Origin of the sequence: Vibrio sp. 10N.261.55.A10 (assembly GCF_041470825.1) — a bacterium.
Taxonomy (GTDB): domain Bacteria; phylum Pseudomonadota; class Gammaproteobacteria; order Enterobacterales; family Vibrionaceae; genus Vibrio; species Vibrio crassostreae_C.
The window spans coordinates 1-25,021 of the sequence record NZ_JBFRNC010000042.1 but is presented as its reverse complement, the minus strand read 5'-3'; the positions used below and the strand labels follow the sequence as shown (position 1 = coordinate 25,021).

The window sequence follows — 25,021 nt, the reverse complement described above, 5'->3', positions numbered from 1 at the left end:
TTATTGCTTCACATCCCCTGGGTTCGCATTACTTACTGAACCCCAAGGATCAACACACCCTTTTTCACTACATACATAATTCATCGGCTGAGAGTTGCTCTTAACACGCTTTTTAATGCCGTGTTTTTCGCGCAACTTCGACACTAAAAAGCGCGCTCGCTCTCGTTTCTTTGGATCTGGGTTCTCCATTCCCGCCATATCAGGGCAGGGCTTGTGTATTGGAGAAGTGATAGGCAAGTCAGCCGTCGATTTAGCAGGTCTAAAAGTCACATCACTCATGCTGCCACCTCAACAAATATCACTTCTGGTTTCTTCTTCTTTTCTTCTAACGTAACGAGAATCTCTTTTATCTTGTCGTCATAAGCACTTAAATACAGATTTGCCCCTGCAAGACTCCAAGCTGTTTGAACTCGCTGCTTCTTCCCAAAACCACAGAAGAAGCGATCACCAATTTTTATTGCTACTGCCTGTTTTTGCGCTTGCTTGTAAAAACTCATACCGCTGCTAGCTCCTGTGTATCCACAACCATAAAACCGCCAGCGCCTTCACCTTGGCTAAGAACGCCAGAACGTTCATTACCAACGGTGTTGCAATTTAGCTGAACGCAAGCTTGCTTGACGGCATCTGCCAAAGAATCAAAATCACCCAATTGAGTAGCTTCTGGTTCAAAAGTTTCGGGGTGACGCTTCATAGCGCCATCACCAAATAAACGAAGGGCAAAATATTCCATCACGCCACCTCTACTTCTTGCATTGCAATAAGCGCTAAGCCAGCTTGCGCATGCACATCATTCCACATGCGTATTAGATTGCTTTGATAGTTCTCTTGCCCTTCAACAGGGTTAGAGCGGAACTTATTGATGTTAAGAGTCGCTACGTTCTGCCAATGAAGCGCTTCATCAACAGTGGTAATTTGGATATTGATTGATTGTGTTTTCATGCCTAACCTCCGATTACTTCTAAGCAGTACTGTTCGAACTGGTATAACGCTTCATCATCCCAACGGCCCAAGTCGCGTAGTCCTAACATTTCTAGGTACAGGCGGCGATTGCTCATATCGAGCTGCGACCAGTGATGCAGTTGAGGTTTTGCTTTTTCACTTTGACCAGAGCGATACCAACTGACGAACGAATGCGAGAAGAACACGCGAGCACGATCGCCTTGCATCGCTTCTTTCATATCGGCTAGCACTTCTGCTTGAGCTCTATGTGATTCGACTAACGTCTGTTTCTTGGCGATAGCATCTAACTGAATGAGAATTTCGTGCTGTTGATCTTCACTGCTAGCGTGAAAACGATCAGCGATTTGACTGAACGATTCAGTCAGTATCTGAATTAAATAAGTGGATTTGTTACCCATAACTACACCCCTGTAGAAAGTTAAGTAAGACCAGGTAAAGGCGCACCGTTGGCTATCAAGTCCACACCCATACATAAGAAAGGGTGTGCACCACTTGTGCGGTCTTCTAGGTCGTTGATGAGTAGCACCAAGTTGCTAATGCCAGCTTGTGCCGTTTTGATAATTGAGTTTCGAGTTGATCGAGGCAGGGCTCTTTGGCCTGCCGTGTCTAACGCGAGCTGAGAGATCTCTCCTGCAATCACAGAGTTGTCTAGAGCACGTTTAATAAACGTTTCTCTTTCACCTTCAGGAATATGAGCGGTCACTAGCCCTAACTGGCGAAGTACAACTTCTAAAATTACGTAGTCATCCGTAGCTTTAGAAATTGCCATCATTTCAGGTAAAGAAAGTACGTGCGGTTGCTCGATATTCAGCTTGTTGCGCAACATGTTTGACCTAAGGCCACAAGCTTTGGCTATTTCTGTTAGCTCGTTACGGTGTCGTGCTCGAAACAAGCTGCATGCTTCGTTGTACTGTTCTTGTACATCCGCTAAAAAGACGCACATTGTCTGGTTCACTTCCATGTCTGATACTCACTATGAAACATAAGAAAAGTGGTTAGATGAAAAGATGTCGCTATTTAGTGGTGACCAAACTTGCCATAGACAGATTCCCACTCGCGCTTAGCTTCAGCTTGCTTACGGTCAATGTAGAAAGCCAAATCATCAATAGAAACAAACAGTGGAGCTTTAGTGCCTTTGTTCGTTTCTGTTTCTTCATGGAGTCGAAAGGTAGGGATAGGGAATTCATTAGCACTTACTTTGCCTTTGGCTGTCGCGTACTTCATTCCAAAATATTGTTCAGAGATCTCAGAAAGTTTTACTACTGGGGAGCCAAATACAGCATGCAACGCATATTGAGTATTCATAGGGTTAGCCTCATTTCCACTACAGCAATGACATGCTATAGTTCTTAGTTAATCCGTGTTTATCTTCGCGAGTCTGCTAACAATCGAAGATAATCCTTGTTTGTAATCGTTTGTTTGTGTGAATATATTCCCACTATCGATTGCTGTTTGTCAAACGTTATAAAGTGTTTGTATGAAAGAATGGTATTTGAGTGTTGAGTTAGTCGGGCTAGATGGAATGGCAAATTCTGCTACCGGGGTTAGTCAAAAAGCTAAGAGAAACAATTGGTTAAGCAGGAAGTCTGCTAGTGGTAGTAGGGCTCTTGAATACCATATTTCCAACTTTCACCCTGATGTTAAAAAGCAGGTAATTGAGAAATACGTCACGGATCTTGATGAGGCTGAATATCTATTAACCGTATCAGCACCTAGCGTAGTTTCGACTTCAGTAGATATGTCAGTAGGGCAAGTGGATATTGGTAGCGGGCATACTAACCAGCAAGTTGCTAGCCGAACTTCTCGCAATACCGATGAGAATGTCACAGAGATTTCGAATGTTAAGTCTGTGAAAGCCACTTCCCAAATAGGCGATATGTGCGCTGTACCTGTGTACAACGTTTATGCTTCTTGTGGGTTTGGTGCTCAAAACGATACCGAGTACCAACTTAGAACCGAATTCCTGCCTTGCTTATGGTTAAAACGTTTCGGCCTGACAGAAGAAGATGCTCGTATCATCATTTGCCACGGTGACTCAATGGAAGACACTTTGAGTGACGGTGATGAAGTATTAGTCGATACCCGAGAACTCGATCATCCAGTAAAGCATGGTGTATATGTTGTTCGCATTGGTAAGCACGTTTACATAAAACGCCTGAAGTACGACATCATGGCTGAGGGCTATAACGTCATCTCAGACAATAAAGAAGAATATGATTCGTTTATCGTGAATGAGGAGAAACTCGACGAGTTCGCGGTAATCGGGAAAGTTATTACCACTGTCATGAAGGCGGTGATTTAGAAAAGCAAAGGCGACCTCAGGGTCGCCTTTTTTATTGGTTAAGCAAATGATAAATAAATCAATAGAAAAGGAGGCCATTGATTTTGGTCCCTTTCAATTCTTTACTTTGGTTCTCTCAATATACGTATTAGTGGCATTGTTTGCTGAGAGCATATTCAAGCTACCACACTATGTGACTGAAATATTTGCAATTACCGACAACATTATATGTTTGGTGTTTCTTGCTGATTTCTTCATTCGGCTAAAGAGGGCTGAAAGTAAAAAACTTTTTATGAAATGGGGGTGGATAGATCTGCTATCTAGTATCCCAATGCTTGACATGTTCCGTTACGGAAGAATTGTAAGAGTGGTGAGAGTCCTTCGGTTATTAAGGGCTGTTCGATCAACGAAAATGATTATTTACTATTTATTTCGCAACAAGACTCAGGGTACTTTTTCTTTAGTGTCCGCGGTGTCAGTAATACTTGTTATCTTTGGTGCTATCGCCATGCTTCAGCTTGAGAAAGGTACCGATGGTTCTAACATCCTTAATGCTGGTGATGCGCTTTGGTGGGCTTTCGTTACGATTACGACAGTAGGTTATGGCGATTTTTATCCGGTGACCTATGAAGGAAGAATTGTTGCGGCTGTCCTTATGACCGCAGGGGTAGGCTTATTCGGCACGTTTACAGGTTTTGTCGCATCTTGGTTCTTAGAAGAAGACACTGAAAAGCAAGACACGCATGTGATCACAAATCTTCGCAATGAAATCTCTGACCTAAAGAGTGATATTGCCGACTTAAAAGCAGCTATTGATAACTCCTCAAATAGATAACTTATTCAGTTAGCTTAGTGTTTTAAAAATACCAACACCGAATTTATGAGAGGATTGCACTGCATTGATCTGCTCCAATCAACCTGGACACAAAGCTAAGCGACTTTTTCCATATGTTTAATAATTCACGCTTTGCTAAATTACCTATTTTCTAAAACGGAATTGTCCAGAAAACTGCTCAGGTTGAATTTCTACCCGTGGTACTTTCTAGCACGAAAGTGCCCCATTATGTTTTACGTTAACTTTTCTGCAAGGCTCACTTTTACTTACTTTTTCTTATCATAAAACTCAAGCTATGAGGCTAAGTTTGCTCATCCACTACATTGAGCCCTAGTTAAATGATTTAACTTTTCGAAACTCACATTTACCCCTTAATAAGCTTTATAGGTCATACATACTATGTGGCATACTGTTTCTTAGATTCAAAGGAGGTCCTTAAATGTACAGTACAAAACAAAGAATCATTGCTATAACTGCTTTCACATTAATGTTTAGTAGTGGTGCATATGTTATCGGTCAAATAGATAAAACTTCTTCTACTTACAGTTGGGCTACCGACCAAAAACAATCCTCACTAGAAAACATTAATGTAGTTAGTGACTTTTTCTGGAATAAAGGGGAATCGTTGCAACGGTTCCTTATCAAATCGACACAATGTGCTGGATCTACAGATTGGTCTGATATGAAAGTTTCTGTTTCATCAGTTACTTATGATTACAGATATGCATGCAATGATGATGGTTACTATATTGTAGTTGGTAAGGACTTTGAGACCATCGCCAGAACAATGAATAAGTTTCAAGTGTCTGAGAAGTATGGCAAAGATGTTTCTGTGACTTTCTGGGAACAAACTTATACGTTTGATGCTGCTGGATATAAACAGTCGGTTTTAGACTCAGACCAGTTCCACAAGGGCTTATAAGGCGTTTAAGGCAGATTTACAACGTTTGCCGATTTTGGATTGGTCAGTTTTTGTGTTTATGGCATAATCTTTTAGGTCAAACTGTAGGCGCTGCTCACTAATCAATACTGCGTCCGGTGCCTTAATTTATTGATAGAAATGGAGTTTTTAATGTTAGATTATAAGGTTGTAAAAACCTACGTTAAATATGAGAGTGACGATTGTTACAAAGTAATTCAACTTCTTGCTCTATCAAATTCTCAATTTGATATTGATGTGACAAACGTATTTTTAGATGAATATCAAAGTTTTGGTGATGGAATCCATCGTATAGAGTGGAAGAGTGAAGAAGAGCCGGAACACTCTATCAGATTTGACGATTATTTTTCAGCAAGTAAGCATTTAGAGTTACTCACTACAGGTTTATATGAATCTCAAGACCATGAACCAACTAAAGCTGTTTCTGAGCTATTAAACATTGAAGCACAACAAGAGCATGAAGCCGAGGCCTCCTATAGACAGCAGTTGCTTAATGAAAAACAGGTAAGATGTGATGAAACTCTAAAATTCGAAGCGACTTGTAGGAAAACAGGTGAGCGAAAACTCTTTTCAGCTAATTCAATTGAAAAAGCTAAAAGTTTAGCTGAAATTTATTTCCCTGAAGGCGTTCTTCGAGTCGAGAAGGTTACGGTAAGTGTCAGGCTCTATGAGGGGATTTCTAAATGAGAACATTTGTTGCAGTTGATCAGAATGGTAAAACAGTTACTGTTAGTGCTTACACTGAGAGTGAAGCTAGACAAGAATGTGAGAAAATTCTTGGGTATGGTAATGTTATTAAGTTCGAAGAGTTGTGATCAAGCACATAGCGAGTGTTTAAGTTTAGGGTATCAAGATACTTTTTCTAATCTAAACAATCAGAGTCAGCGCTTTTAGACCAACTTGCTTTTGTCCAGGACCTTGATAGGTTGAATAGCTTTTGTTCACCACTGGGAAGGGATTCTATTTGTGAGCACAAATAGGTCCCTTCGAGTCAATATTTTTATATTCACTACAAACCATTAATCACTTTTATATTTTACGTTCGTGTAATTTATGTGGGAACAGCTGGGTATAAACCTGCCACAAGGTATTTAGGTTTCTATGACCCGTGACTTGAGCAACCTCCTCAATGGTAAAGCCTTTTTCGAACAAGCGGCTTGCACCTTCACGGCGTAGGTCATGATAGCGTAGGTTTCCAATTCCAACCTTTTGACACACTTCAACAAAGCCTCGACCAACTGAGCGTGGGTTGTAAGGAAATATCAACTCTCCCTTACGCTCTTGCTTCATTACAATATCGAATGCTTCACCGAGTAGAGGAACGACCATGTGGTTGCCTTCTTTCTTACGTGGGTCTTTTCGGTCGCGTACAATCACTGTTCTAAGTTCTTTGTTCAAGTCTTCCCACCGAATACCACACACTTCGCTTACCCTCATACAGCTCAGGATGCTGAAGTCCAAAAGTATAGAGTAGGGGATTTTGTTCTCTCTGCGCTGCTCGCGCTCTTCTAGTGCTTCTTTTAACAGGTCCATTTCATCGGTAGTAGGGCGTCTTGTTCGTTTCTCTGATTTACCGATGAGCTTCATTTCATAAAGAATGGGTGTTGCTTCTAAGAATGTGTTCACGTTCGCGGCAACGTTGAATACAGGTTTAGCTCGTTTGAATACTGAACGTAAAAAATAGATGTCGGAATAAACGGTAGAGGGTTTGGTTCCCGTACTGCATCTATCTTGGCAATGCTCAATTAAGTCTTTAGTGGTTAGCTCATCGGAATAGATTTTTGCTATGTCACAATCACGCAGCATTTTTAATACGGTTTGTTTCGATCGGCCAGTATTGTCCCAGAGGTTTTTGTTTTCAATGAACATGTCTAGCAGCTGGCCAATGGGCACAGAACGGTCTTGTGTTTCACCTTCGTCTATCTTTCGGACTTCATTTTTTGCCCAGGCAGTAGCGAGCGTTTTCTTCTTATGAGTTTTGGAAAAACGTTGAGCAATTTTGCTTCGATGTTTCACGGTAACGGTGGCTTTGTAGCGAGATTCACCGCTCGCTAGAGTTCGCTTTTCAATACTATAAGATGCCATGAACGTATGCCTCTGAGGTGTACCAAAAGGGTGATTTGAGGGGTACAAAAGGTGTACCAAGGTTCAGAGATTATAGCAGTTTATTAAAGTTCTTCTAGGTTGTTATTTATATTAAGTGTTTGAAAATAATGGTGTATGTGGCTAGTGCTAGGTAGGGCGGGGAGTGGCGTATTTTAGTGAAACTTATAGATTGTCGGTTTAAGAGCCATTGAGAGGGTGTCTTAGGTAGAAATAGTGAAGGGGAATATTACCTTAAATCTCTGAATAGCGGGTAAAAAAATAGCCAGCAGAGGCTGGCTATTTTTAGAAAGCTTTAAAATACTAAATTAAAGTACTTTGATGCTGTCAGCTTGTGGGCCTTTTTGACCTTGAGATACTACGAACTCAACTTTTTGGCCTTCAGCAAGAGTTTTGAAACCGTCGCCAGTGATAGCAGAGAAGTGTGCGAATACGTCTGGGCCGTTTTCTTGTTGAATGAAGCCGAAGCCTTTAGTTTCGTTGAACCATTTTACTGTACCAGTAACTGTGTTAGACATGATGATATCCTAAAATTAAATTTTTATTTTGAGCCAATTGTGGCACTGATAGCGCGGAAAAGTTTATTGCTATTGCGTACAACACAACGGGGTTACTAGTAATCCAACGAAATGTTTATATACAAAGAACTTTCTTTCTAGCCGGGAACGAGTCTAAATCAAATCAGGGGATAGTCAATCGAATACATAGGGAAAGGTTGCAGAAACTTGGGGGTAGTCAAACTTTGCATTCCTTAAATATCATGGAGTTACAGTTGTATGGTGATTTGTTGTAGTTTTTGTGAAAAAGGTGGTCGAAATTGATGACGAATTTGGAGTAAATGCACTGTTTTAGCGCATTCATTTTTGCAAATTTAAAGCCGCTAACTGGGCGTTGAGCCCACTTTTAACGGCTTATATTTATAAATGTCGTTGTAAGGTAAGTGCCTTTACTTGAACGAGGTCTCGGCTACTTTTTCAAGCGGTACAGGTTGCCATTATCAGTGCTGAAGAAGATGTCTCCGTTTGGTGAAGTTTCGATGTCTCTTATCCTTTCGCCCAAGTCCTCTAAAATGCGTTCTTCCTCGATTGCCTCACCTTGTTCATTGACTGTCACAATATTGATGTGAGTAAGTTTTAGTGCGCCAGCCAGCAGTTTGCCTTTCAGCTCTGGGTATTTGTCTCCTTGGTAAACAAGCAAACTGCCCGGAGCGATTGAAGGAACATAGACTTTTTTTGGCGCTTCAATACCATCTTTGGTTTCCGATTCGCCAACGCTGATAGGGCCCCAATACTCTTTTCCGTGTGAGGTGACAGGCCACCCATAGTTGGCACCCGCTTTTATTAGGTTAATTTCATCACCACCGCGAGGGCCGTGTTCAATCGACCAAAGCTTTTGAGTCGGGAAATCGTAATACAGACCTTGTGGATTACGATGGCCAAAGCTCCAAATTTCATTGAGCACTTTGTTGTTATCCGTGAATGGGTTATCGCTTGGTGTGCTTCCATCGGCATTCAGTCGTAATATTGATCCGGCGTGAGTCATGGTGTCTTGGCCGTTGTCTCGATCACCACGGTCGCCGATTGAAAAATACAGGTGGCTATCATCAAAGGTGATACGGCTACCAAAGTGACGTCCGGTGTCCGTTCTAGATTTAGATACAAACACATCTGTCCAATTGGTGACTTCATTATTGCTGTAATTAGCAAAAGCCAGTGTCGTTACGCCTTCACCATCGACGTCTTTACTGTAAGTGACGTAGAACTTTCCGTTTTCAAAAGGGGAGAGTGCGATATCCAATAATCCACCTTGGCCTTTCGCCCATACATTGGGCAGCCTGAACAGTGTGTTTTGATTGCCTGTTTTTAAATCGACATGTTTAATGACGCCTGATTTTTCTGTGACTAACATGGACTTATCGTTGACATAAGCCAGTCCCCAAGGGATCACGAGTCCGTCGGTGATCTTCTCTGCCTGCCATGCAAAGGCTGACGTTATAGGACCAGAGGCAAGCAGCGCCAAAGCACATGAAAAAATACGGTGATGAGTGTTCATTGAAATCCCTTGATTATGAGCATCTAGTGTTAGTCTAGCGCTTGTGACCGATTGGCGGAAAGCCGAGGTTGCTGAAAAGTGACTATTCACATATTTAGTTGAACGCCTATTGTATGATTATACAAGCTCACGTATGTTTACTGTGCCTTTCTCTATTTGATCCCGTCGGAGCATTATGAACAACTCACCAGCAGCATTTTCGCTATTTTCTCAGTTTTTATGTTGTGAGTTAGATACGCACGATTTTTCTTCGAACGGACCTATTAAACGATGAGTCGTGGATTTGATTTTAAATCGATCTTACTTGCGTGCTTGGTCATCAGTATCGGCCAGCTCAGTATGGGCTTGGTGTTTCCTTCTTTGCCTTGGATCGCAAAAGATTTTGATGTCTCGCTAGAGCAAGCCCAGCTTTTGGTGAGTGTGTATTTATTAGGCTTTGGCCCTTCCCAGTTTATTTATGGCCCTATTTCCGATGCTTTGGGACGCAAGAAGGTACTGCTAAGCGGTTTGTTGATTGCCATGCTTGGGTTATTGATGATCATCTTCTTCAGCCATTCGTTTACTAGCATGGTGATGGGGCGATTCCTGCAAGGCTTAGGAACCGGTTGTTGCGCGGTACTTGCTCGTGCTTCTACGCGAGACAGATTCAGTGGGGCAGACTTGCCTTTGGCGATGTCTTACATTGCTATGGTTGCGTCTATAACACCTTTGATCGCGCCCGTTATCGGTGGATTCATTAACTTCCATTTTGGCTGGAGCATGGTGTTTATCTCGCTACTTGGCTATGTCTCATTAGCTTGGGTGGTGTTAGCGTTCAAATTTAAGGAAACCGTCACTCAGGTTTCGGCGATCCCTTCGCCTAAGAGAATGGTTTCTCAATATAAAGAGCTACTCACTTCTCGTTATTTTATGAGCTTTGCGTGTATCGGTTGGCTTAACTTTAGCTTGATGATCACCACTGTGTCGGTGATGCCATTTATCATGCAAAACCAGATTGGTATGACGTCAGATGAATACGCGATGTGGGCGGTGATTCCAGCATTAGGCATGCTTGGCGGAACAGGCTTATGTAACCGTATTCGCCCTATGCTGGGTAACAAGAAAACTCTGTTATGCACACCTGTATTGCACGTTGCTGCGGCCTTGTGGCTGTTCTTCTGTCCACTCGAACCTTTGTATCTCATGCTTGGCCAGTTCTTGATGATCCTTGGTAATGGTATTGCGTTACCTTGTGCTCAGGCGTTAGTGATGTTGCCTTATAAGAAGAACGCTGGCGCGGCGGCTGCGATGTCTGGTGGCGGGCAGATGGTGGTGTCTTCAATTGTGAGTATGGGCCTGGTTCAGTTAGGGTTAGGGGAAGCGTGGCATTTATCGCTCGTTATCATGCTGTTCACATTGATTACCCTGTTTAACATTTTGCGTGGTTTCAGTAGCCAAGAAGCGAGAGAGTCTCAGCTCAGTTAGTTGCTTAGGTAATTAGCTAGCTGCCTGGCTAGTAGGAACGAGAAGGCCATTGAAATGATGAATTTCAATGGCCTTTTTAATGTTCAGCGCTTTGGTTTAAGTTACCAGAATATATGCTATTTTCTGACTGCTTAGGGCAAGTGGTAGTGTTCCGAGCGCAGCTTGCGGCAGGGACGTTAGTTTCCATTATTGCTGGCAGCTACTTTATCTTCTTGCTACTGAAATCTCGAAGAACATAGGTTTTGCTCATGACCGAAAGCCATTGCTAATCAAAGCTACTGGCAATCAAAGCCATTGGCGATAAAAGCTACGGATGAAAAGCAGTGAATGGAGCGATCCATCACTGCTTTTTTGTTGATGTCGTTTGTGTAAAGGGAAAGACGTTAAGCAACACAGGTCTCGCTTCCTAATGTGCAAGTTTGGCATATGTTAATAAAATGTATAACCTAAAGGTCTGACCACTGATAAGGTAGCCACCATGCCAAACCTCGATCGTATTACTTGTTCTATCGATAAAAACCAAATTGCGACGGTTGTGTTGAATCGACCCGATAAGCTCAATGCTATTGATATGGCAATGTTTCAAGGCGTGAATAACATGGTGACTCAGCTGAAAAAGAACACCGAGATTCGTGCCGTAATAGTAAAAGGTGAGGGTTCTGATTTTTGTTCAGGGCTTGATGTTAAGTCCCTATTAACCAGTAAATCTGGGGCGATGAAGCTCTTGTTTAAATGGCTACCGACATTGCCTAACGCTGCACAACGCTTTTCATTGGGTTGGCGAGATATTCCATGCCCTGTCATTTTTGCGATTCATGGTCGTTGTTGGGGAGGCGGCCTGCAATTGGTCAGTGGGGGTGATTTTAGAATTGCTAGCCCGGATGCGAACTTCTCTATATTGGAAGCAAAGTGGGGTCTGATTCCAGACATGGGAGGCGCTATCGCTTTTAGAGAGCTGATGCGTAAAGATCACACCCTTGAAATGGCGATGACGGCCAAAGTGATCGACTGTGAAACCGCTAAAGAATATGGGTTGGTGACCAAGATTGCCGAAGATCCTTACGCTGAAGCCTATGCGTTGGCACTTGAGTGTGCGAATCGGTCGCCAGATGTCGTCGCTGCTAACAAGAAGCTCTACAACAAGACTTGGTGGTCAAGCCCGGGCATGGCTGTATTCTGCGAAACTTGGTATCAGATAAAGGTTGGGTTAGGTAAGAACAGGGCGATTGCTGCTCAACGTGAAATTCATCGAGACAAACCACGCCCTTACGTCGCCAGAAAGTTTAAATAGCGCTTGTACAGGAATAATGGATATTCCCTTTGTTTATTGAGCTTTGCGGTAACCTTAGAGCAATTTAATGTCTAAGGCTAAATGAGCGCTCTGATGAACAAAACTTTTACTTACTCTCTAGCTGCCACTGCAATTTTTACGAGCTTAAATGCATTCGCAAGTGGCCTGTTTTTGCAAGAAGCTGTCGTTGCCAACGCTGGTACTACTGGCGCTGGTGATGGTGTTTACACTCGATCTGCAGCGGCGATGTGGACAAACCCTGCCACTATGTCTCACATGGGCGAAAGCAAAACGACCATCAACACCATGGCATTCGATCTTGAAATGAAGTATCAAGATAACGGTGGTAATCCAGATGGTAAAGCTCATTCCGTAATGCCGTCATTTGGTGCCTTCCACGCTCATCAAGTCACAGACAAATTACACCTTGGTATCGCGCTTGGCGCTGTTGGCGGCTCTAGCCTTGATTACGGCAGTGATTGGGCGGGTGCTGCACTTCTAGAAGATATCACTCTTACTGCAATGCAAGTGAACCCATCACTGAGTTACCAACTGAATGACCAGTGGTCGGTTGGGGCGGGTGTACAATTAAGTTGGGCTGCATTACAGCAATCATCCTCTCTTTTTACAGCTAAGCAAGACACTGATTGGGCTTATGGCTATAACCTTGGCGTAATGTACACACCGACAGACAAGCTTAAATTGGGTGCTAGTTATCGTTCTAAACTCGAACATGAATTTAACAATGATGTGAATGTATTTACTGGCGGCCAGCGTTCATTAAATACTGGTATAGATGTACCTGAAATTGTTGATGCCAGTTTGAGTTATGCATTTAATACTCAGCTTGATCTATTAGCTAGTGTGCAATTTCATCGTTGGAGTCAATGGGATAGCACTGTTTTAGATTTGGGTACAAACCAAAATGGTAACCTTCCAATTAATCAAACACTATTGCGCGATTGGGACGATGTATGGAAGTTTGCAGTTGGTGCAGATTACCAACTTAACTCAGACTGGCGTTTGAAAGCAGGTTTCTCTTACGAAACTTCTCCACAAGACGACCCGACAATGCAGTATGTTGATCTTCCCGTTGGTGAGCAGTATCGCTACTCAGTGGGTGCATCTACCTACTGGGATGATATCTTAATTGATGTGTTCTACGAATATGCTGACTTGGGTTCAGTAGATATGGACCGATTCATGGTTGACGGTTCATTCGATGGCCGTATCCACTTTGTTGGTGTTAGCGCGACCTTCTAATGACATTACGTAATCTACTAATCATTACTTTAGTGTCTTTATTTTCAACGGGTGCTTTTGCTGAAGAGAAGCACCCTGATGATCCGACTAAAATCGTAACCAAAGCTGGCGTTGCTTATAACGAAGATCTGCAGTTCTCTGGGTCTATTGGGCTTGATGAAGCGCGAATGATCAACGCTCGTGTTAATGCTGACGGTGAAGAGTGGCGAGTAGGCGGTTCATGGTTGTTGCCTATGGGGATCGTCAATTTCAACTTTAGCCGCTCTGAATACGACAACAATGCTTATAAGAACAACTACAGTATTGGTACGTTTATACCACTGAGTTATTTCGACATTGAGCCGTTCGGTTGGCAAATCTTCCCTATGGCTGGTTACAGCTATAATGACGGCGAAGTAGCGGTTTTCGATGATGATAATGTTGGTTCTGACTATGTATTGATGTCGAGCTCAACACACGGTGGCTACATTGGTGCGTTTGGTTTAAAAACGATTACTGATGAATGGTCTATCATGGGCTTCGGTGGCGGTTCAATGGGGTCTGATGATTATTCAGGGTATTGGGCAGGCGTCGGTGCTAGCTACAAGTTGAGTGACGCTCAATCATTCAACTTCTTCACTATTTTTGCTGAGGACGATTTCGGTGAAAATAACAGTGTTGGCGCGTCTTACACCTATGAGTTCAAATAACTGTTAGCAGGCAGAAATTCGCAGGTGGACACCTCTCGTAAGAACCATTGACTTAGTCCAGATTAAATTGAACAAAGTCGCTTATTAAAACTTAGCGACTTTCTTTTGTTACCATTTCTCCAATCTTTTTTATCTCTTTTGGATGCTTTCTATATCTTTCTCACATGAGAGTGCCGCTCTCTTAATCTAGATTAAGTTTTCGCTGCCTTATTCTCTGTAGTATCCGCCTGAATCAGTGCCCATGCTTAATGGGTAACTTGCGTAACACGATTTTGAGAGGAAGACACTTGAGCACTTTGTTTACAGAAACCCACATTGGCAAGATGACACTAAAGAACCGCTTCATGAGAAGTGCAACGTGGGAAAATATGGCCACCGAAGATGGGCATATGACAGATAAACTGTACGCTATCTACGAAGAGTTGGCTCAAGGCGAAGTCGGCCTGATCGTGACGGGTTACGCGAACATCGTTGAAGAAGAAAAACCGAATGCGGGCATGATGGGGATGTATAACGACTCATTCATTGAAGAGTACAAAAAGCTGACTCAACTTGTTCATGACAACGACTCTAAAATCGTGATGCAACTGGCTTATGGTGGCACCAAAACCACTCATGATCTTGGCGAGCGAGTGATCTACGCACCAAGTGAGGTTCCAGAAAAAGGAACTCAAACTCTAGGCAAAGCGATGACCAAAGACGAGATCGACTACATTGTTGATGCCTTTGCTCAAGCGTCATTAAGAGCACAGAAGTCAGGTTTTGATGGCGTTGAAATTCATGCCGCTCACACTTACCTGATTAACCAATTTCTAAGCCCTTATTACAACCAACGTGAAGATGAATACGGCGGTAGCTTAGAAAACCGCATGAGATTTTTGTTAGAGATCTATACTGCGACGCGCAAGCTGGTGGGTGATGATTTCCCTATCTTAGTTAAGCTCACAGCTTCGGAGTTTTTTGAAGGTGGTGTCACCTTCGATGAAACACGTATTGTCTGTAAAAAGCTTGAACAAGTGGGCGTGGATGGCATTGTCGTGTCAGGTAATATTCATGGTAAAGCAGACACTATGATTGGCGAGTCGCACGATGGTTTTACCATTCAAGCTGAAGGCTACTTCCATGAGTATGGTCACGCGATCAGCCAAGACGTTAATATCCCAGTGATCACGGTTGGTGGATTGACGGATTTCGATGCCATTGAAGCCATCGCAAACAACACGGGCATTGAGTACTTCGCGCTTTCAAGACCGCTGCTTTCTGAACCCCATTTAGTTAAGCGTTGGAAGGAAGGGGATAGAAGCCCTGTTGAATGCGAACGATGCTCTAAATGTCGTACTAAGCGCGGTAACTTTTGTGTGGTGAATAAAGACAGAAAAGCACAGCTTGCTCGAATGTAGTCGCTGAACCCAGCTCCAAGCGTGAGCCGAAATTTATAGCGAGTCTAAGTTTGAGCCTGTGTAATCGCGCAGGCTCTTGTTCATGCCGTATTCCACGAAACGATATTTGAAACCTTATTAATCACATCTTCCTGTCAAATTGGTGCGACTAAACAGATACACTACGCCTGTAAATTATCCAACCAAGTTATCGATAAAAACTGAGCAAACTTTGAAACTACTTCCTCTTCTTAAGCAACCTCGAATCCACTGACGCCTCTTTAGTTTTAGCGACATTGCTATGATTTAAGCGTGATACTCACTATTAATCCCAGTGAACCCTGTGTTTATAGGGCGTTAGTTTGTGTACCTTGGATTCGCACAGTCGAACATTTTGATCGTTAACGAATAAAACTAAATAGATCATTCAGAGGTAAAAATGCAAAAGAAGCATTGGTCCAAATTCGAGTTGCTGCATGAAGTCGTAACCAACCCCAATATTCATGTAAAAGGTCAACACAGTTATTACAGCGATTGCTGGGATAATGGTTTTGAACAATCGGTAGTGCGCTATTTACACGGCGACGAAGTCAGCCGCCAGTGGGAGCCTCGATGGGAAATCGACGAACTCTATATCGGTGATTATGTCTGTATTGGCGCAGAGGTCGTGATTTTAATGGGTGGCAACCATACACACAGAGTTGATTGGTTTTCACTGTATCCATTTATGGATGTCATCGACGACGCCTACATTGGCAAAGGCGATACTCACATTGAAGATGGGGTTTGGTTAGGCATGAGAGCGATGGTGATGCCCGGTGTGACGATTGGCGAAGGCGCTGTAGTCGCAGCGAATAGTGTGGTGACTAAAGACGTCGCTCCATACAGTATTGTCGGTGGTTCTCCAGCTAAAGTCGTCAAATACCGCTTTGATGAGTCCGTTATTGACGAACTCATGTCATTCAAAATATACGAGTGGCCCTCAGATAAATTTGAAGCGCTGAAACCGTATTTATGTAACTCAGACTTTTCAAAGCTAAAGCAGGCGATAACGGATTACGACAATTGTTTGTAAGGAGCATTTGTAAGGTGCGTTTTTAAGGTACGGGTATAGCCACAGATTTGTGTAGAAAGATCTGTGTCATATTTATATTGAAAAACACGTTAAATCAGTCCGTTACCTTGCAATACTCAACATGGTGTACCAATCTTATTTCATAAGCATGGATAAGGATTGTGTATGCCCGCAAGTTCAATGAAAAACAAAGGGGTGGTAGGAAAAGTCCTACTGCCTTCTTTACTCATAAATCTTCTCTCTCTCGCCGTTCCGTTAACGGTTTTGCAAATTTACGATCGTATTTTACCTAACCAAAGTTACGGTACTGCCACTTTGTTGTTGGCGGGTGCAGCGTTGGCTGTTGCCATGGAAGCATTGATCCGGTTTGTGCGTACTTGGCTTTTGTCAGCCGCGGCCAGCAATACCGAGAAAGCGACCTATCAAACTTTGGTTGAAAGAGTAACAACGGCTTCATCAGGCCATCTCCGCCACATTGGTGTTGGCGGCGTGGAAGAGGGGCTTGGTTCTGTATCCAAAGTCAAAGATTGGTATTCCGGTGGTGTGATTGCAGGCTTTATTGATTTGCCTTTTGCCTTGATCTTCTTGGGCTTGGTGGCTTACATCGGCGGTGAGCTGGTGGCGATACCTTTGGCAGTTTGGCTGATTACTCTCGGAATCGTTTGGTTATCTTCTATTCGCGTTAAAAGCTTAAGTGAAGAAGCTTCCCAAGATGAGCAGGAGCGAAAAGCGTTCTTGATTTTACTGAGCCAAACCATTCAAGGAATCAAACGTCAGGCTGTTGAGTCTCGAATCTTCAATCAGTTTAAATCCCTCAATAACGTTCGCTCTCAGTCTAAAGCGAGAGAAGAAGAACAGAACGCCTTTGCCCAAGAATGTATTCAGCTTGCCGCATTAGCCACGTCAGTTTTACTCGTAATTACGGGGAGCTTGTGGGTGTTGGATGGTCAGTTAACTACTGGTGGCTTGGCGGCATGTTCTATCTTATCTGGCAGAGCGGTTGCGCCTTTGAGTGCTCTGGTTGGGGTTAGAATCAAGCTTAATTCAATACACAGTGCCAATCAGGCAATAGAAAAATTGAGTGACTTATCATTATCGGAATCTTCAGATTCTGAGCAAGTTGAGAACCACTTATCTGACTTTGAGACGTTGGAAATCAAGCAAGCGACCGTTGAAAGATATGGTGAACTCTCTCATGCAGATGTCACACTGAATAAAGGTGAGTTGGTTTTGTTAGAGAGTGAGGATCGCCACACCAACAGTCATTTATTGTCGTCGATTGCAGGTATTGATGATCTAAAAGCGGGTGAGTGCTTCATTAACGGAGCTGCAGTTTCAATCGCATCCGTAACCAATATTGCTGCCTACTGTGGCGTTAAAGGGCAGTTGGTGTCGGGTACTATTCTCGACAACTTGTGCGGGTTTGACCCTGAGAAAACGCAAAGCGCCAGTGACTATGCAAAGCGTTTGGGTTTAACCAAAGAGATTACTCGATTACCCGATGGACTAGAGACACAAATTGGCCATACGAGTGCTTCTTTGTTGAGTATGGGTAACGTGAAAATGCTCAATATCGCGGCTCAATTGGCAAGTGATAAACCCATAATCATGTTGGAAAGGCCGGATTCTTCACTTGATTTAGACGCCCTTGGGAATCTAGCTAAGGTGTTGGAAGAAGAAGTAACGGCAGGACGCACGATACTGATGGTGAGCTACCATTCGAAGCTTCGCGAATTTGCTACTCGAATCATTACAGTGGAAAGTCGAGCTATTACGGTCGACAGCGAGAGCAATCAGGAGGCCGTCGTATGAATCGTTTAGATATTGGTAACCCTTCAGGTACGAACAACCGTGCAGATACCAGCGGTCGACAAGAGGTGATGAATCATTTAGAAACCGAGAGCCTTTCCGTTCTTAAGCAGTTGGAAGTTAATGCTAATATCCAGTTGTTCGCACATCAATGGGTCGATGAAAATGGCATTGAATCAATCGACGATATGTTTGCCTTGTTCGACAGGCTTGCACTGCCTTATCGCTTGGTTGCCAACCTAGATGAAGTTGGTGAACATAAATTGGTCTTACTGGTACTTGGTGAACATGAGCTGGTCTCTGGTCATTTGGAATCCAAGCAATTTGTTGCCTTTAATGCCAATAACGACATCACCGATGTCCCTCAGTTTTGTATTGTTATCGAAGGGCCACCATTAGAGAAGGCCTCTCCTGATTGGGTTGGTGAAAGGTTACATGCGTTTCGCCCCATCATTCCTAAATTGTTATTGGTCAGCTTTATCACTAACTTATTTGCGCTTGCTGTTCCCTTCATCACGATGTCGATTTATGACCATGTGATTGGTGGTGATGCAGGGCATGAGTTGCAAGGTATCGCCATTGGCGCGGCGTTGTTGTTTGTGATGATGGGTTGGTTGAGAACATTACGTAGCCGAGTGTTTGCTTCAGTTTCCAACCGAGTCAGCCGCGAGATTTCTCAATCCCTCGTGCAGCGTCTGCTTCGTAATAGCTATGCTCAAAATCAGCAAACAGCTTCTTCTAGTCAGCAAAACCAAGTGATGTTGTCAGAGCGTATTTCAGGTGTGCTATCGGGGCCATTAGGAAATGCGTTATTTGACCTACCATTCATTCTAATTTTTGTACTAGCGATAGGAGTTTTAGGCGGATGGTTGGTACTGGTTCCAGTCGTCTCTTTAATCCTTTATTACTTGCTAGCAAAACGCTCGATACGCTCTAGCAGCAAGCGCTCGATGCAATCGACAGTCGCAGGTACGAATCGTCAAAACATGACTAATGAGCTGTCATCTAAGCTTGCCTTTATTCGCAGTGCTGGATTCTCAGAGCACTGGATTCAACGTTTCAAAAAAGCCAATCTTCTTGCTTCAACAGTGACCTTTAATCAATCGGTTCTCCAGAGTCGGTACACCTCGATTTACTATTTCATTGGTGTGGGCTCGACACTCGCCGTGATGGGGTTAGGCATAGGACTTATTTTTGAACAAGTGATGACGCCCGGTGGTTTGATTGCTTCAATGATGTTGATATCTAAGGTGACGGGTCCTGCTCAGGTGTTGGCAAACAGCGCGATGCGTTTTAATAGCTTTAATCAATCCAAGCTGCAAGTGAACCGTATTTTGTCTCAGCCGTCTGAGCGTGAATTCAGTTACCAGCATCACCCGTTACCCGTGGTAGCGCCTAACTTGAAATTAGACCAAGTGACGCTGCGCTATCCCAAACAGAGTCGCCCCGCTTTGAATGGTGTGAGTTTTGATATTGAAGCCGGTGAAGTTGTCGCGATTACCGGCCCTTCTGGGAGCGGTAAATCAACATTAATTGAAGTGCTGTCTGGCTTGCAGCCTATCCAAAATGGCATGGTCGAGCTTGAAGGCGTTAACCTCGTTCAATACGACCCGCAGCTTTATCGCCACTGGTGTTTCATTCGAGCCGCATATCCTGATTTGCTTACGCTGAGTATTCGAGAGTGGCTAAACGACGGTCACAAAGTCGAAGATAAGAAAATGATATCTGCAATTGAAATGGTGGGCGGAAAGCGTTGGTTCGAGACATTATCAGGTGGGCTCGATACTTCCATCAGCAGTATTCAGCCGGACAGCCTTTTTGACATGTTGTCTGGCAGCGTCGCGCAGATCCTCATTGACGCGAAAGCGCTGGTTTATGACTACCCAATGTTCTTAATGGATAACCCTGTGCCTGATGCTCACCCAAATGCTAAACGTATATTTGGTGAGTTTGTGCAGTCGAAAAAAGGAAAAGCAACGGTGATCTACACGTCCCACGATCCGGATTTAATCAAGCTTGCCGATAAAGTGGTGGTATTAAATGAAGGTGCAGTGGTTTATGCCGGTCCATTAGAGCCGGAGCAGTCTTCGAAGCAGGAACAGCCTTCAGAGCCTCAAGCTTCTCAAGAACCGCAGTTATCTGAGCAACCGTTATCTCAAGAGCTACAGCCGTCAACTCAAGAGGCGTCTGCTCAACAAAATGCAGCCCAACAAGAACAATCAAAGTCTAAGCAAGGAGTCGCTAATGACTAAACAATCTATCGAGAAGGGCAAGCGCTACGGTGAACTTGTTGAATCACAAAATACGGCTCGTACATTGGCGCTGGCCACATGGTCGGTTGCCTTATGTGTTATTGCTTTTGCCACTTGGTCTGTCGTCACTCAAGTTGATGAAATCGCCAAAGCCAAAGGTGCTGTGATTCCAGAAGGCGAGAAGCAAGTATTACAAAGCGCGATTGGCGGGAAGTTAAAGCAAATTCTCGTTAAAGAAGGGCAGTTGGTTGAGAAAGGCCAGCCGCTTGTTGAGTTTGATGCCACTTTTCAGCGTACCGCCCTTGAAGAGCTAAAGTCCCAACAAGTGACGCTTCTAGCCAGTGTGGAACGTATGAATGCGCTGCTTGAGCAACGTGAGCCTAACCTTGCTGAGTTTGAGGTCGATTACCCAGAGATCGTCAGCCAGCAAAAAGCGCAGCTGAACGCGCAAAAAGCCCTCTACTTCCAAAAGCGTGTGGTGCTTGAGAAAGAGAGCGAGCAAATTGCAGAGCAGCTTCGTAGCGTAGAAAAGGCCTTGCCGAGTTATGAGAAAGAGTTAAATGCGACTAAGCAAGAGTTGAACATACTGGATAAGGGTTATAAAGCGGGTAACATTTCACGTTTACGTGTGCTTGAAATGCGACAAAAATTGGCCAGTATCGAACAGAAAATCGAAGAAGCTCGTGGTAAGAAGTCGGTATTGATTAGACAAGCTGACAGTAATGACCAAAAAATCATACAGCTTCTGGCGGAAGCGAAAGCTAAAGTGAGCGATGATCGTTCTAAAGCCGTATCTGACTTATCAGCATTGAATGCTAGAGTTCGTTCAAGCCAAGCTAAATTGACGAACACTATGTTAGTGTCACCGCTACAAGGCTTGGTGCAAAGCATACCAAGCACGCAGGATGGTGGTGTTATTCAGCCGGGTGGCACGGTAGTTGAAATTGTGCCTGTCGGAGGGAACGCTGACTTCAAAGCACGTTTGTCCCCAAGAGATATTGGTTTTGTGAGTGTTGGGCAGCCCACTCGAGTCAAGATTGATGCGTTTGATTACAGCCGCTTTGGGGCTTTAAAAGGGGCGGTAGAGAGTATTTCACCGACCACAAGTCAAAGCGAACGTGGCGAGATCTATTATGAAGTTGTAGTGTCGGTTGATACGCCTTACTTCCGTGATAACCCTGAAAGCTTTTCCATACTGCCGGGTATGACGGGTGAAGTAGACATCACAACTGGCGAGAAGTCGGTGTTCCAATACTTATGGAAACCGATTTATACCAATGTTAGCGTGGCGTTTGGAGAGAGGTAAAGTCCTCCACTCTGGCTTGCATAAAAAAGGAGCACATGCCGTGCTCCTTTTTTTATCTAACCGAAGGGGTGATGTTCTAGTTATTTGGGTCTATGTCAGGCAGTCCGTCAACGTCATTATGATGGTGTAAAGAATCATCAATAGATGGGTTATCGGTATGGTGAGACAGCCCATCACTCATACCATCGTCAGTTTGCTCAGCCCCATAAGCACTCTCGGCATCACTGAAAATGATATCGATATCATGCGCTACTGGTACATTGTGTGACGGTGAATCTATAGACGGCGAGTCAGCATTAATACCCAGAGCGTCTAGGTAAGCATGGGCACCAGAACGCTGTTCGTGTTCGCCTATCGCTGTATGTTCTAGGTTTGCCGTCACCTCATCAAAATTAAGAGTAACTTCATCAGGGGTGCTGAAAGAGGCATCCGGTTCATCCGCTTGGCTCATGCCGGGTGCTGGAGGAGGTGGTGGAGCGATTGGCGATAAATCCATGCCAGTTAGTGTGGTTTGGTCAATGTGATGTCCGCTGTTTCCATGGACGGATTGCGAGTGCAAATGTAGGTGCACCGCGACTTGTGAGTTTTGATCGCCTCCTAGGGTTAAAACAAACGAGTCGGTTTCGTCTGTACCACTACCGTAAGAGCCTCCTGTATGTGTCTTAACGACGCCTGATGAAGTTTGTTGGTAATCGTAACTCAACTCTCCGGTTGCAGGATTGACATGCAAAGTACCAAATTGACCGTGTAATGCAGTGAGAGAGTGTCCGTGGTGATCTGATATTCCCCAGCCTGTCATTGGCGTAGGCGTTCCTTGGTGAATAATTGGAGGAATTCCGATTGAGGCATGCAGGTCCTGATTGCCTGCACTGCCGGTAATTTTTGCAGGGGCAACTAGGGTTGGCATTGGTGGAACATCGCTGTGTCCATCAATGCGCATTTCAACTTCTTGAGTTGTAATGCCCCCGTGTCCATCATCGACTAATAGAGAAAACTTATCGGTCAATTGTTCACCATTATTTAAAGCATTAACATGGCTATTGCTGTTATTAAGTGTGTAGACCCAAGTTTGTGTATTGCTATTATAGGTAACAGAACCATACTGTGGCTGATGTTGGCTATCAATACTGACAGAATGTTGATCGCTATGATCAACATCGCTGATAATAATTTGCCCAGAGGTCGCATTTGCAGCATCTTCATCAATGTTATGTGCACCTGCGATAACTTCAGAAACTGTTGGTTTATCATTAGTGCCATGCACATTGATGGTAATAATTTGTTTATCACCACCAGCGGTCGTTACTTCATATTGAACCTGCTCGACTTGCCCTGCCGCTAAGTGCTGAATATTGGCATTGGGAACCGAATAAGCCCAATCACCGGCTTTTCCAATGGTCAGATGACCGCCATAGGGATCACTGATCGCATGGGCATTACGAGTGTCGTAAAAATGATCTTCACCGGCATCAGGATCGATAACATTCAACACGCCAGTGACAAATATCGTATGTTGGGCATCACCTTGTACGTGGCGATCTTCTGTTATTTGACCGCTTTTATCTCCGGCGAAGATCGCAGCATCGCCAACTGCCGAGAGTGTTGTTGATGCACCGGTGTGGGTCACACCACCGTGGGCATCTTTGACGTCATAGCTAAAATGGACATCGCCGTTATAGTCTTTTTCTGGCGTAAAGGTAAAGGTGCCATCGCCATTAATTAATATCGAACCATGGTCGGCGTGTAGGTTCTCAATGGATAATTTGCCAATATCGTTATCATCGATATCAGTTGTGTTAGCAAGTAGCAGTGCTGGGGTGAGGACAATTTTGCTATCTTCTAAGCCATTCGCTAAACGCACTTCAGCCGAGGCAATTGGCGCATCATTGGTGCCATGAACGGTCACTGTGATATCTTTTTTAGCACTGCCATCAATAGATTCAACGGTAAAGGTTTGCTGGAAGCTTTCCCCTGCGCCTAAATGTTGGACTTTATCATTGTCAATATCGTATGACCAATGGCCCTTTGCGTTGATATTGAACCGACCACCTTCGGCGGTGGTGATGGTTTGTGCAATAAAACCGGCTTGGTCGTGATCGGGGTCAATCACGTGTAACGTGCCGCCACTGCTGAGCTGATTAGTGGTATTGCCAAAGGAAGTGTGATCTTCGTAAACATGATTATTGAGGCTGGAGTAGGGCGTTACTTCAATTTTTGCTTGGTTATCTTCACCGGTCACCTTCACCATAATGGTGAGCTTTTGACCATCATTGGTTTCGATTTCGTAGGGGAGCTCCATCGACTCGCCAGCATGTAGGCTACCAATGAGATCGTCCGCATGACGATTGGTAACAGCTTCTAATCTGAATTGATAAGTGCCATTAGGCCAAACATCAAGGTGACCAGGCTCAAACCCTTGGCCTAAATACTTCCCGCTAAAAACAAACTGAGTGTTATCACCACTATCAGGGTCAATTAGCTGAAGCTGGCCTCTATAGAATTTAAATTCACTATCCAGCGCTTGTGTTTCAGTGAGCTGAATGACATTAGAAACCAGTGTGGCTTTATCATCTGTCCCGGCAATCGTAAGCGTGGCGGTTTGTTGCGTACTTCCACCATGGCCATCTTCTACTTGATAAGTGATAGCGATTTGTTGCGACTGACCATTGGCCAAATGGTTAAATGCGGGATTGGTGGCATCAACAATTAATGTATGACCATCAGTATCTAAGGTAATGCCCGTTGGAAGTTGGCCCGACTGAGGTTGACCATCGATGGCATATTCAAGGTGACTGATGGTTAAAGCGTCGCCGTCTTTGTCTGTGGCACCTACTAGCAGATTGAGGGTGTGATGATTATCGGCCCCCTCACTGACACTGTCGGTTAAAGGCGTCACATCAGGGTTGTCGTTAACCGCAGCTAAGTTGGTGGTTGCGCCGGTGTGTGTTACACCACCGTGTGCATCTTTGACGTCATAGCTAAAGTGCACCGCGCCGTTGTAGTCTTTTTCTGGGGTAAACGTAAACGTACCATCGGCATTGTTTAGAATAGAGCCATGGTCAGCATGCAGGTTTTCAATGGTTAGTTTACCGGCGTCATTGGCATCCACATCGACGGTATTCGCTAATAGTTGCGCGGTGGTTAAGGTTTGGCGTGTATCTTCACTGCCATTTGCAAGCACCACTTCAGATGAACAGTAAGGTCTGTCGTTACTGCCGTGAATGGTGATGACAATATCGTGTGTTGTACCATCTTTTGAATGGACTGTAATCGTATCGGTTAAGCTTTGCCCTTCACCAAGTTGGTCAATTGCAGTGCCACG

At 44.0% G+C, this 25,021-nt stretch carries 24 protein-coding genes; 13 read left to right on the top strand and 11 right to left on the bottom strand.

Translation table 11 applies throughout. The features are described from left to right. The 7 genes from AB4274_RS13590 to AB4274_RS13560 are packed head-to-tail and all read right to left on the bottom strand — an operon-like array spanning position 1 to position 2,265. Complete coding sequence (locus tag AB4274_RS13590) at positions 1-279, bottom strand: hypothetical protein (RefSeq protein ID WP_372112307.1); 279 nt, start codon at positions 277-279, stop codon at positions 1-3. Continuing rightward, on the bottom strand, positions 276-497 hold the full coding sequence (locus AB4274_RS13585) for a hypothetical protein (RefSeq protein ID WP_372112305.1): 222 nt from the start codon (positions 495-497) through the stop codon (positions 276-278). The genes AB4274_RS13590 and AB4274_RS13585 overlap by 4 nt, the downstream gene beginning before the upstream one ends. After that, positions 494-730, bottom strand: coding sequence for a hypothetical protein (locus tag AB4274_RS13580; protein WP_372112303.1), 237 nt, complete (start codon positions 728-730; stop codon positions 494-496). The genes AB4274_RS13585 and AB4274_RS13580 overlap by 4 nt, the downstream gene beginning before the upstream one ends. Beyond that, positions 730-939, bottom strand: a complete 210-nt coding sequence (locus tag AB4274_RS13575; RefSeq protein ID WP_102291324.1) for a hypothetical protein — start codon at positions 937-939, stop codon at positions 730-732. The genes AB4274_RS13580 and AB4274_RS13575 overlap by 1 nt, the downstream gene beginning before the upstream one ends. A gap of 2 nt (positions 940-941) precedes the next feature. Next, positions 942-1,358 (bottom strand): hypothetical protein, encoded by a 417-nt coding sequence (locus AB4274_RS13570; RefSeq protein WP_102291323.1) that lies wholly within the window; start codon positions 1,356-1,358, stop codon positions 942-944. Between the two features lie 20 nt (positions 1,359-1,378). Beyond that, positions 1,379-1,921, bottom strand: coding sequence for a phage regulatory CII family protein (locus AB4274_RS13565; protein WP_372112301.1), 543 nt, complete (start codon positions 1,919-1,921; stop codon positions 1,379-1,381). Positions 1,922-1,977: 56 nt separating this feature from the next. Next, a complete protein-coding gene (locus tag AB4274_RS13560; RefSeq protein ID WP_017109436.1) occupies positions 1,978-2,265 on the bottom strand; it encodes a pyocin activator PrtN family protein in 288 nt (95 codons plus the stop codon). A gap of 172 nt (positions 2,266-2,437) precedes the next feature. On the opposite strand from AB4274_RS13560, the gene AB4274_RS13555 reads away from it, so the two are divergent. The 4 genes from AB4274_RS13555 (at position 2,438) to AB4274_RS13540 (ending at position 5,703) form a co-directional block, all read left to right on the top strand. Next, positions 2,438-3,262 (top strand): S24 family peptidase, encoded by an 825-nt coding sequence (locus AB4274_RS13555; protein WP_372112299.1) that lies wholly within the window; start codon positions 2,438-2,440, stop codon positions 3,260-3,262. Positions 3,263-3,308: 46 nt separating this feature from the next. Further along, positions 3,309-4,076 carry a potassium channel family protein gene (locus AB4274_RS13550; protein WP_372112297.1) on the top strand — a complete coding sequence of 256 codons (768 nt, stop codon included), beginning with the start codon at positions 3,309-3,311 and terminating at the stop codon, positions 4,074-4,076. 439 nt (positions 4,077-4,515) lie between these two features. Next, positions 4,516-4,998, top strand: coding sequence for a hypothetical protein (locus AB4274_RS13545; protein WP_372041917.1), 483 nt, complete (start codon positions 4,516-4,518; stop codon positions 4,996-4,998). 150 nt (positions 4,999-5,148) lie between these two features. Next, positions 5,149-5,703 (top strand): hypothetical protein, encoded by a 555-nt coding sequence (locus tag AB4274_RS13540; RefSeq protein ID WP_372041918.1) that lies wholly within the window; start codon positions 5,149-5,151, stop codon positions 5,701-5,703. A 342-nt stretch (positions 5,704-6,045) separates the two neighbouring features. Here AB4274_RS13540 and AB4274_RS13535 read toward each other — a convergent pair whose 3' ends face one another. The 3 genes from AB4274_RS13535 to AB4274_RS13525 all read right to left on the bottom strand — a co-directional run bounded on the left by AB4274_RS13535 (position 6,046) and on the right by AB4274_RS13525 (position 9,171). After that, positions 6,046-7,101 carry a tyrosine-type recombinase/integrase gene (locus AB4274_RS13535; protein WP_372112294.1) on the bottom strand — a complete coding sequence of 352 codons (1,056 nt, stop codon included), beginning with the start codon at positions 7,099-7,101 and terminating at the stop codon, positions 6,046-6,048. A gap of 326 nt (positions 7,102-7,427) precedes the next feature. Next, positions 7,428-7,637 carry a cold-shock protein gene (locus AB4274_RS13530; protein WP_010430417.1) on the bottom strand — a complete coding sequence of 70 codons (210 nt, stop codon included), beginning with the start codon at positions 7,635-7,637 and terminating at the stop codon, positions 7,428-7,430. A 448-nt stretch (positions 7,638-8,085) separates the two neighbouring features. Further along, positions 8,086-9,171 (bottom strand): PQQ-dependent sugar dehydrogenase, encoded by a 1,086-nt coding sequence (locus AB4274_RS13525; RefSeq protein ID WP_372112292.1) that lies wholly within the window; start codon positions 9,169-9,171, stop codon positions 8,086-8,088. A gap of 270 nt (positions 9,172-9,441) precedes the next feature. Between AB4274_RS13525 and AB4274_RS13520 the strand changes: the two genes are divergently transcribed. The 9 genes from AB4274_RS13520 to AB4274_RS13480 all read left to right on the top strand — a co-directional run bounded on the left by AB4274_RS13520 (position 9,442) and on the right by AB4274_RS13480 (position 21,699). Further along, the gene (locus tag AB4274_RS13520; protein WP_372112290.1) at positions 9,442-10,635 is read left to right on the top strand and encodes a multidrug effflux MFS transporter; all 1,194 of its coding nucleotides are present in this window, start codon (positions 9,442-9,444) and stop codon (positions 10,633-10,635) included. A gap of 478 nt (positions 10,636-11,113) precedes the next feature. Beyond that, positions 11,114-11,926 (top strand): crotonase/enoyl-CoA hydratase family protein, encoded by an 813-nt coding sequence (locus AB4274_RS13515; protein ID WP_017061730.1) that lies wholly within the window; start codon positions 11,114-11,116, stop codon positions 11,924-11,926. Positions 11,927-12,019: 93 nt separating this feature from the next. Then, positions 12,020-13,189 carry an OmpP1/FadL family transporter gene (locus tag AB4274_RS13510; protein ID WP_372112288.1) on the top strand — a complete coding sequence of 390 codons (1,170 nt, stop codon included), beginning with the start codon at positions 12,020-12,022 and terminating at the stop codon, positions 13,187-13,189. Next, entirely contained in the window at positions 13,189-13,878 is a 690-nt protein-coding gene (locus AB4274_RS13505) for a hypothetical protein (protein WP_372112286.1), read from the top strand. The genes AB4274_RS13510 and AB4274_RS13505 overlap by 1 nt, the downstream gene beginning before the upstream one ends. 287 nt (positions 13,879-14,165) lie before the next feature. Continuing rightward, the gene (locus AB4274_RS13500; RefSeq protein ID WP_372112285.1) at positions 14,166-15,278 is read left to right on the top strand and encodes an NADH:flavin oxidoreductase; all 1,113 of its coding nucleotides are present in this window, start codon (positions 14,166-14,168) and stop codon (positions 15,276-15,278) included. 418 nt (positions 15,279-15,696) lie between these two features. Then, positions 15,697-16,332 (top strand): CatB-related O-acetyltransferase, encoded by a 636-nt coding sequence (locus AB4274_RS13495; RefSeq protein ID WP_017082045.1) that lies wholly within the window; start codon positions 15,697-15,699, stop codon positions 16,330-16,332. A 165-nt stretch (positions 16,333-16,497) separates the two neighbouring features. Beyond that, on the top strand, positions 16,498-18,144 hold the full coding sequence (locus AB4274_RS13490) for an ABC transporter transmembrane domain-containing protein (RefSeq protein ID WP_372112282.1): 1,647 nt from the start codon (positions 16,498-16,500) through the stop codon (positions 18,142-18,144). Further along, positions 18,141-20,393, top strand: coding sequence for an ABC transporter transmembrane domain-containing protein (locus AB4274_RS13485; protein ID WP_372112280.1), 2,253 nt, complete (start codon positions 18,141-18,143; stop codon positions 20,391-20,393). The genes AB4274_RS13490 and AB4274_RS13485 overlap by 4 nt, the downstream gene beginning before the upstream one ends. Further along, positions 20,386-21,699 (top strand): HlyD family type I secretion periplasmic adaptor subunit, encoded by a 1,314-nt coding sequence (locus AB4274_RS13480; protein WP_372112278.1) that lies wholly within the window; start codon positions 20,386-20,388, stop codon positions 21,697-21,699. The genes AB4274_RS13485 and AB4274_RS13480 overlap by 8 nt, the downstream gene beginning before the upstream one ends. Positions 21,700-21,775: 76 nt before the next feature. Here AB4274_RS13480 and AB4274_RS13475 read toward each other — a convergent pair. Beyond that, on the bottom strand, positions 21,776-25,021 hold a 3,246-nt coding region (locus tag AB4274_RS13475), incomplete at its 5' end, for a VCBS domain-containing protein (RefSeq protein WP_372112276.1).